Annotated in this window: 6 protein-coding genes and 2 tRNA genes; all 8 read left to right on the forward strand. The window is 47.5% G+C overall.

Going from position 1 to position 7,307, the window contains the following annotated elements; genetic code table 11:
• Nucleotides 1-7 precede the first annotated feature (7 nt).
• The 8 genes from IJJ71_RS04625 (at nt 8) to IJJ71_RS04660 (ending at nt 6,948) form a co-directional block, all read left to right on the forward strand.
• Nucleotides 8-859, forward strand: a complete 852-nt coding sequence (locus tag IJJ71_RS04625) for an NAD(+)/NADH kinase (protein WP_296845600.1) — start codon at nt 8-10, stop codon at nt 857-859.
• Nucleotides 852-2,618 (forward strand): DNA repair protein RecN, encoded by a 1,767-nt coding sequence (gene recN, locus IJJ71_RS04630; RefSeq protein WP_296845601.1) that lies wholly within the window; start codon nt 852-854, stop codon nt 2,616-2,618. The genes IJJ71_RS04625 and recN overlap by 8 nt, the downstream gene beginning before the upstream one ends.
• 4 nt (nt 2,619-2,622) lie before the next feature.
• Nucleotides 2,623-3,426 (forward strand): hypothetical protein, encoded by an 804-nt coding sequence (locus IJJ71_RS04635; RefSeq protein WP_296845602.1) that lies wholly within the window; start codon nt 2,623-2,625, stop codon nt 3,424-3,426.
• Nucleotides 3,426-4,667, forward strand: coding sequence for an HD domain-containing protein (locus IJJ71_RS04640; protein ID WP_296845603.1), 1,242 nt, complete (start codon nt 3,426-3,428; stop codon nt 4,665-4,667). Before IJJ71_RS04635 ends, IJJ71_RS04640 begins: the two co-directional genes overlap by 1 nt.
• A 262-nt stretch (nt 4,668-4,929) precedes the next feature.
• Nucleotides 4,930-5,898 (forward strand): LysM peptidoglycan-binding domain-containing protein, encoded by a 969-nt coding sequence (locus IJJ71_RS04645; protein ID WP_296845604.1) that lies wholly within the window; start codon nt 4,930-4,932, stop codon nt 5,896-5,898.
• 92 nt (nt 5,899-5,990) lie between these two features.
• A tRNA-Asp gene (locus tag IJJ71_RS04650) sits at nt 5,991-6,064 on the forward strand.
• A gap of 48 nt (nt 6,065-6,112) precedes the next feature.
• Nucleotides 6,113-6,185, forward strand: a tRNA-Pro gene (locus tag IJJ71_RS04655).
• 100 nt (nt 6,186-6,285) lie between these two features.
• Nucleotides 6,286-6,948, forward strand: a complete 663-nt coding sequence (locus tag IJJ71_RS04660; RefSeq protein ID WP_296845605.1) for a septal ring lytic transglycosylase RlpA family protein — start codon at nt 6,286-6,288, stop codon at nt 6,946-6,948.
• Nucleotides 6,949-7,307: the final 359 nt, after the last annotated feature.

A 7,307-nucleotide genomic window follows, 5' to 3' on the forward strand; every position in this document is an offset into this window, starting at 1 on the left:
AAGTTTTATGAATGTAAAAAAGTCACTTATCGTAGTAAACAGTTTCAAGGAAGAATCGAAAACTCTCGGCAATGAAATTCAGGCATATCTTGAGAGTCTGAATGTTAAGGCTGATATTTTTGTCTTCAATGGTTTTTCCGAACAGTATCCGTTTTATGGTTACGACTTTGTTGTTACGATGGGTGGCGATGGTACAGTTCTTTTTGCGGCGCGTGGGTGCGCTCCTCTTGGAATCCCGATCTTTCCGATAAATTTCGGTTCTTTTGGCTTTATCGCGAGTGTTCAGAGGGGCGAATGGAAGCGCGAGCTTGAGGAATTCCTTGCCGGTGAGGCAGTCGTAGATGAACGGAGTATGCTGCAGTCCGATTTAATTCGTGGTGGAAAAAGGCGGCTGTCTGCGACTGGACTGAATGATGTTGTTGTTTGCGGTAAGACTGCGACACACACGCTTTCATTCAATGTTCTTTATGACAAAGTTCCTCTCGGCGAAATCAAGGCTGACGGAATCATTATATCCACGGCTACAGGCTCAACCGCCTATTCTGCGAGCGCGGGCGGTCCTATAATTGATCCTGATCTTGATGCCATGGTTCTCACTCTAATGAATGCATTTTCGCTTTCGAGCCGTCCATTGGTGCTTAGTCCGGACGGTGAGCTTGAAATTGAAATCCTTCCTTCCCGCATTTCGGATGTCGTTATCAGCGTGGATGGTCAGATTCCTGTTGATTTGCATGTTGGCGATGTCATTCGAATCCGTCAGAGTGAATTCAAGGCCAAACTTATTGGCTGTACGAAAGAAAAGTTTTATAATGCGCTCCGCTCAAAATTGAACTGGTCAGGAGGTCCTCAACATGCTTGAAGATCTTTCAATTAAAGATTTTGCCCTCATCGATTCTGCAAATGTCGAATTCAACGGCGGCTTCACGGTGCTTTCTGGTGAAACTGGTGCGGGAAAATCTCTTTTAATCGGCGCACTCACTTTTTTGCTAGGCGGAAAGGCCGGAGTCGAGCAAATCCGTGGTGGCGCGCATGAGTCTGTCGTAACAGGCTCTTTTTATCTAGGAAAAACTCCTTCTTCAATCCGTGATTTTTCTGGAGAGGACGAGTCTTCTGCGGAGCCTGCAAATGCCTGGGAATGGCTTTCACTTCACGGCATTGAAATCGAGGATGGGCGTGTCCTTTTGCGTCGTGTAATCCGCGAAAACGGCAAATCCGGCGCATGGATTGGAAGCACGCCTGTGACCCGCGCGGATCTGGCAGAATTCAGCTCATTCTTGATTGATATTCACGGTCAGCACGAGCATCAGTCTCTCATGAAGGTTGGCGAGCACCGGAAATTCCTTGACTCTTACGCAGGACTTACCGAACGCGTCGCAAATTTCACTTCACTTTATTCGGAACTTGTCGCCAAGCGAAAAATTTTGGATGAGCTTAACACCGATGACCGCGACCGAGCACAGAGAATCGACCTTCTCAATTTCGCGGTCAAAGAAATCACCGAGGCCAAGTTAAAGCCAAACGAGGATGTCGAGCTTGACGATGAGGAGACAAAACTTTCTTCCTTCGAAAAACTTTATTCAGATGTCGAGCAGATTAACGGCGCTCTTTCTGGCGGTGAGGGTGGGGCAGTAGTCTCAGTCCTCAAACGGCTTCGTGCCGTCGCTGACAGCGCATCATCTTCGGACAAGTCCCTTCAAAAACTTACGGACAGGCTTGAAAGTGCTTTCTACGAAATTTCTGACATCGCCGAGGAATACAAATCTTACGCACAAGGACTTGTTTTTGACCCGGAGCGTCTTGCCCAGGTTCAGGAAAGACAGACTTTAATTTACAATCTCAAAAAGAAATACGCTTCTTCTGTCTCGGCTCCTCTTTCCGAAGTCATCTCATATTGCGAAAAAGCACAGAAGTCTCTGGATGAGCTTGATAACAGTTCGGACAAAAAAGAAAAGCTTGAAAAAGAAATTGCCGAGCTTGGCAAAAAAGTCTATCTTGAGGCAAAAGCAATTTCACAGCTTCGAAAAGCCGCCGCCGAAAAAATGGCTGCGGGCGTGGTTCAGGTTCTCTCAAACCTCGGCATGAAGGGCACCCGTTTCTCCGTGAATGTCGCCGAAAAGTCCGGCAATGAAATTACCCAGAAATGCGGCCCTTACGGAATCGATGACATCGAATTCCTAATCAGCGCGAATCCCGGCCAGCCGCTGCAGCCGCTTGCAAAGATTGCGTCCGGTGGTGAGCTTAGCCGAGTCATGCTTTCCCTCAAGACAATTCTCTGTGAATCAGACGAATCCGGCGAGGCTACAGTCGGCACAATGATTTTTGACGAGATTGATACTGGTATCGGCGGTGAAGTTGCGGTCTCAATCGGCAGTCATCTCAAAAAATTGGCCAAAAATCGGCAGGTTTTGTGTATCACGCATCTTGCGAGCATCGCTGTTTATGCCGATAATCAAATTAAGATAGAAAAAAGTGTAAAAGACGGAGCAACCCAGACCAATGTCCGCCCAATTGAGGGTGAGGAGAGGGTTTCTGAGATTGCCCGAATGCTTTCTGGTGACGCTGCAAGTTCCGAGTCTCTGGAACATGCCCGTTCTATGCTTGCCAAGTTTGGGGGATAAACTAATGTCAAGAGTAAAAACAGAAAATCGTGAGCTTTGTGAAATCAAGTGCGAGCCGTACAAAAAAATGATAAGCGAGGCATTTGAGCGGGAAAAGGAAGTTCTTGCCTCAATCGAAAAGAATCCTGCCGGCATGGCATACAAAAAACTTAACCTCTGCGACGAGATGATTGGCTGCGCAACTTATTATATTCAAATAAATAACCTCACGGTTGAGCTTGTCAATACGAAGGACAACGAGGCTCTTAACAACGCTCGAAAAATGCTTTACAAGGCGATTATTTACCTTGAGGAAATTGTCTCGAATGTAATTGATGCGACACAGACAGATATGGAGCCAAAACTTGCCACAATTTCAGAAGCTCCTGTCGAAAAAAGATTCAATCTCGTGCGAAAACTAGGACTCGCAATTTCCCTGCTTATCGATGCTTTCGGAGACAACTCAAAATGGAAGGAGTCTTTCGTCGAGCTTCAGGGGCGTTTTGCCACTGTTACAAAAAATCTCCTTGACCTCAAAAAAGCATCCAAGGATTATTTTGACCCGAACTCCCCGGATTACGACAATTCCGTGCTTTATATCCGGCTTATTCGAAAACTCTACGATCAGTCTGCCACTGCTTACCGTGACCGTTACGAGCTTGCCACACACCGAATCGATGACATGAGGAACGCAATTCTGTTCCTTTCGGGCGGCCGTCGCGTTGCTATTGCTCTGGGTGAGAGCGAGGATGCCGAGGAAATCAAAAAGAAGGCCGGCGTATGGAAGCAGAAGGTCGAGGCTGACCAAAAGAAGGGAATCGCAAAGTAATGTCAGGCAAGCTTAACAAAGATTTTATTCTCAAAATTTTCGAGGGATTTTCAATCCAACGGTGGAATGATTTGGTTCGTCCGTTTGATTTGGTCGAGATGGACAAGGCCGCCGAAAAAATGGTATCTGCCTATATAATCGGAAAATACGAGGAGTCTCAGGGCAATAAGATTGACTGGGAATGGATGATTTACGCATCACTTTTCGACCTGCTGCGAAAAATCGCCCTTTGTGACATAAAGGCTCCTGTCCAGCAGATGATCCGTGCAAAATATCCTTCCGAATACAAAAAACTCAATGAATGGGTCTTCTCGAAGTACACCGAAATAATTTCCGATGAGGAACTGCTTTTCCGTTTTTCAGAATATCTTGATCTTGATTCCAACCTGGAAAAATCAGAATTCTCCCTGACCGAGCGGGTCTTTGAGGCCGCGCATAAATTCTCTTCATTGCGCGAGCTTGAGATGATAGCCCCGGTCAATGAAAAAGAGCGCATCGAGCCGATTCGCTGGCAGCTTCGGAACAATCTTCAGGATTACACCGACCTTAAAGGCGTAAAGATGCTCCTTGACCGTGAGAGGCCTTTTCAGCTCATAATGAAAATTGAGCAGCTTCGTTTCCAGACAAGATGGAACCGCACGCCGCGAGTTCCCCGCACGAATGTTCTCGGACATTGTTTTTTCGTGGCCGTGATTACGCTCCTTCTTTTGCGTGACGGCACGGAAAAGCCTTGTCAAAAACGAATTTTCAATGATTTTTTCTCAGGGCTTTTCCATGATTTGCCCGAGTCAGTCACCCGTGACATAATTTCTCCTGTAAAGCAGGCTACCAACGAGCTTCCCGGAATCGTAAAACAGATTGAGGACGAGCTTGTAAATTTGGAGCTTGTTCCACTCATGGATGATTCGTATGTCAATGAAATACTGTATTTTACGAACGATGAATTCCAGAACAGGATTCTTGTCACCGAGCTTGACGGACAGCAGAGTTCGCAGGCCGTGTCCTACGAGGAACTTTGCGAGAACTACAATTCCGACATCCATTCTCCTGTTGACGGCAGGCTTGTCCGGCTGGCTGACCATCTCAGCGCGTTCCTCGAAGCCGAAAGTTCGGTCAAATTTGGAATCACGAGCAAGCAGCTTACAGGTGGCCGCGACAACATCCTTAAAAGCTATTCTTCCGACAAAAAAATCAACGGAATCAACGCCATGCAGCTTTTCTGGTCAATTATCGAAGAGTGAAAATTTAGCAATTAGAGGGGAAGGCCTTCCCCTCGCTCCCAAGTCCTCGCTTTGCTGCGGTCTTGTCCGCTACCCCTTCTGCCAAGGGGCAACGGTTCAGGCACAGCCTTCACCGAGACTCGCTAAAAAGTCGTCTCACGACTTTTTCGGCTTACGCCGTCGCTCCCTACCCATAAAGTCCCCTAAGTTTTTCACAAAAAATCATAGATTTTTTCGAGACTCACTTAAATCTTTTTACTTTTTTGCCGAAAATTCTTAAGATATGAAATGTTCGGTTTTTAAACTTGCTTTTTCTATTTTGATTTTCTCGGCAGTCGCTCATATTTATTCTGACACGGTTCATGAGGTTCAGGCCGGGGATACTTTGTATTCAATCAGCAAAAAATATGGTGTTTCGGTCAGTGCGATTCAGGATGCGAACGGATTTTCTGACAACGGAATCAAAGTCGGCCAGAAAATAAAAATTCCTGACGGTACGGCTCCTTCTGCCTCTGTTTCGCAGACATCAAAAACTGCCGCATCTGCCGGCACAAGCTCGCCTGCGTCGGCATCTTCTTCCGCCACAACTTCAAAAAATACCGTGAATTCCGATGGTTCTTACACCGTCCAGAAAGGCGAAACCTGGTTCGGAATCTCAAAAAAATATGGAGTTTCTGTCGCTGACCTTCAGAAATTGAACGGAGTTTCGGGTGACGCCGCCCTCAAGGTCGGGCAAAAAATCAAGGTTCCGTCATCTTCTTCTCAGAGCACGACGGCAGTTGCCAGCTCAAAAAATTCATCTTCAGGCTCAAAAACGGCTTCGACAACAGCAACCCAGAAAGTCCCGGACTTAAAAACAAACGACCCGCATAATTATTCGAGCAAAAAGGCTGATTCGTCGCTTGTCTGGCCTGTCAAAACTGAAAATATTGTTTATATCAACGGAAAAGTCGGCGGTGTCAGCATGGCCGCAAAGAAGAACGAGGAAGTCAAGGCAATCCGCGCAGGAACCGTCATGTTCTCCGGCTCATACCGAGGCTTCGGAAATGTCGTTTTCATTCAGAGCAAGACCGGCCATATTTATGCCTACACAGGGCTTGGTTCCATCGAGGTAGCAAAAGGTGACTACATAAACTATAGTTCTGAGATTGGAACTGCTGGGGTTGATACATACACCGGAAAATCACAGATTTCACTCATGGTTTTCCAGAACGGACAGCCGATTGATCCTGCAAAAGCACCGCGCGGATAAAAAATCGCTAATTTTTTGCGGTTTTTATTGATTTTAACAGTTTTGGTTGTTGACAGCTCCAGTTCTTTTTGATATATTACTGAACATCGACTGGGGGCGTAGCGAAGCTGGTTATCGCGCTGGCCTGTCACGCCGGAGATCGAGGGTTCGAGCCCCTTCGCTCCCGTCAATAAGCCCACTTGCAAAAGTGGGCTTTATTTTTTCTTTTTTATTTCGGGTAGTAGCGCAGCTGGTAGCGCACTACGTTCGGGACGTAGGGGTCGCTGGTTCGAATCCAGTCTACCCGACCTAGCACACCGCTTTTACAGGCGGTGTTTTTTTATGCCAAAAATCTTCTATTATATCAAAATATTAAAATCACTTGAAAAAAATGACGATAAATAAAGCATGAAAGTAAAATCTTTTTTCGTATTGTTTTTTTTGATTTTCTCGTCATTGTCATTCTCCAGCGTTTATAAGTCGAATGTAAAGGCTTCCTACTATGCTGAGAAATATCATGGCCGTAAAACCGCGAACGGCGAAACCTTCAACATGTATGCGATGACCTGCGCTCACAAGACGCTTCCGTTCGGGACTGTACTCCGTGTTACGAACCTCAGCAACAATAAGGCCGTCGATGTCCGCGTTAATGACAGGGGGCCTTTTGTTAAAGGCCGTGAAATCGATCTCTCTAAAGGTGCGGCTCAAAAAATAGGAATGATAAAGACCGGAACGGCCAATGTAAGAATTGAGATTGTTTCTGGGGGCAATGCGCCTGCTGCCGTGGCTTCTGCAAAAACGGCAAAAAATCCTGTTGCCGCCACAGCGCAGAAAGGGACTTCTGTTTCTGAATATTGGGATGTTCAGGTCGGTTCGTTCTCCAGCCAGGAAAATGCAAACAAGCTTGCGCAGGGATTGCTGAAGGAAGGATTTGAGAATGTGTATTTTCAGAAAACAAGTTCGGCAGTCCGTGTCGTTCTTAAGAAGGTTCCGGATTCAAAATTGAAATCTACAGAGTCGCGGTTGCGAACTGCAGGTCATGCTGACTACATTGTAAAAAGAAACAGCTAAGGAAATCGCCCCAAGACAGGCCGTGCCGTGAGTGGTGCGGCTTTTTTCATATATGGCGCGACCCCGCCGTCCGGCTCCATGCCGCGGCGGCCATGCCGGGGCCAGCCTGCGGGGCAGGGAAGCCCCCCGCTCTGCATGGCAGTCCGTTCCGGCTGCGGGCAGGCCCTCCACCCGCGGCATGGCCGCCGCGGCACGCTGCGCGCCGCTCCAATCCCGCGCGTCATCATCCGGCGGCCATGCGCCCTCCGTCTTCGCGCGGGGAAATCCCCCGCGGCCTCCCGTGACGGAAAGGAGCCTGCCGCCCCTCAAGGAACGTGCCGGGAACCGGGGGAAAACCCCCGGAAAAAAAAACCGGAAAA

The organism is Treponema sp., assembly GCF_017430385.1.
Taxonomy (GTDB): domain Bacteria; phylum Spirochaetota; class Spirochaetia; order Treponematales; family Treponemataceae; genus Treponema_D.

Bases quoted from the DNA above. Each gene is read 5' to 3' on its own strand.
- IJJ71_RS04625 (WP_296845600.1), top strand. From the start codon at position 8: ATGAATGTAAAAAAGTCACTTATCGTAGTAAACAGTTTCAAGGAAGAA.
- IJJ71_RS04645 (WP_296845604.1), top strand. From the start codon at position 4,930: ATGAAATGTTCGGTTTTTAAACTTGCTTTTTCTATTTTGATTTTCTCG.
- IJJ71_RS04640 (WP_296845603.1), top strand. From the start codon at position 3,426: ATGTCAGGCAAGCTTAACAAAGATTTTATTCTCAAAATTTTCGAGGGA.
- IJJ71_RS04660 (WP_296845605.1), top strand. From the start codon at position 6,286: ATGAAAGTAAAATCTTTTTTCGTATTGTTTTTTTTGATTTTCTCGTCA.
- recN (WP_296845601.1), top strand. From the start codon at position 852: ATGCTTGAAGATCTTTCAATTAAAGATTTTGCCCTCATCGATTCTGCA.
- IJJ71_RS04635 (WP_296845602.1), top strand. From the start codon at position 2,623: ATGTCAAGAGTAAAAACAGAAAATCGTGAGCTTTGTGAAATCAAGTGC.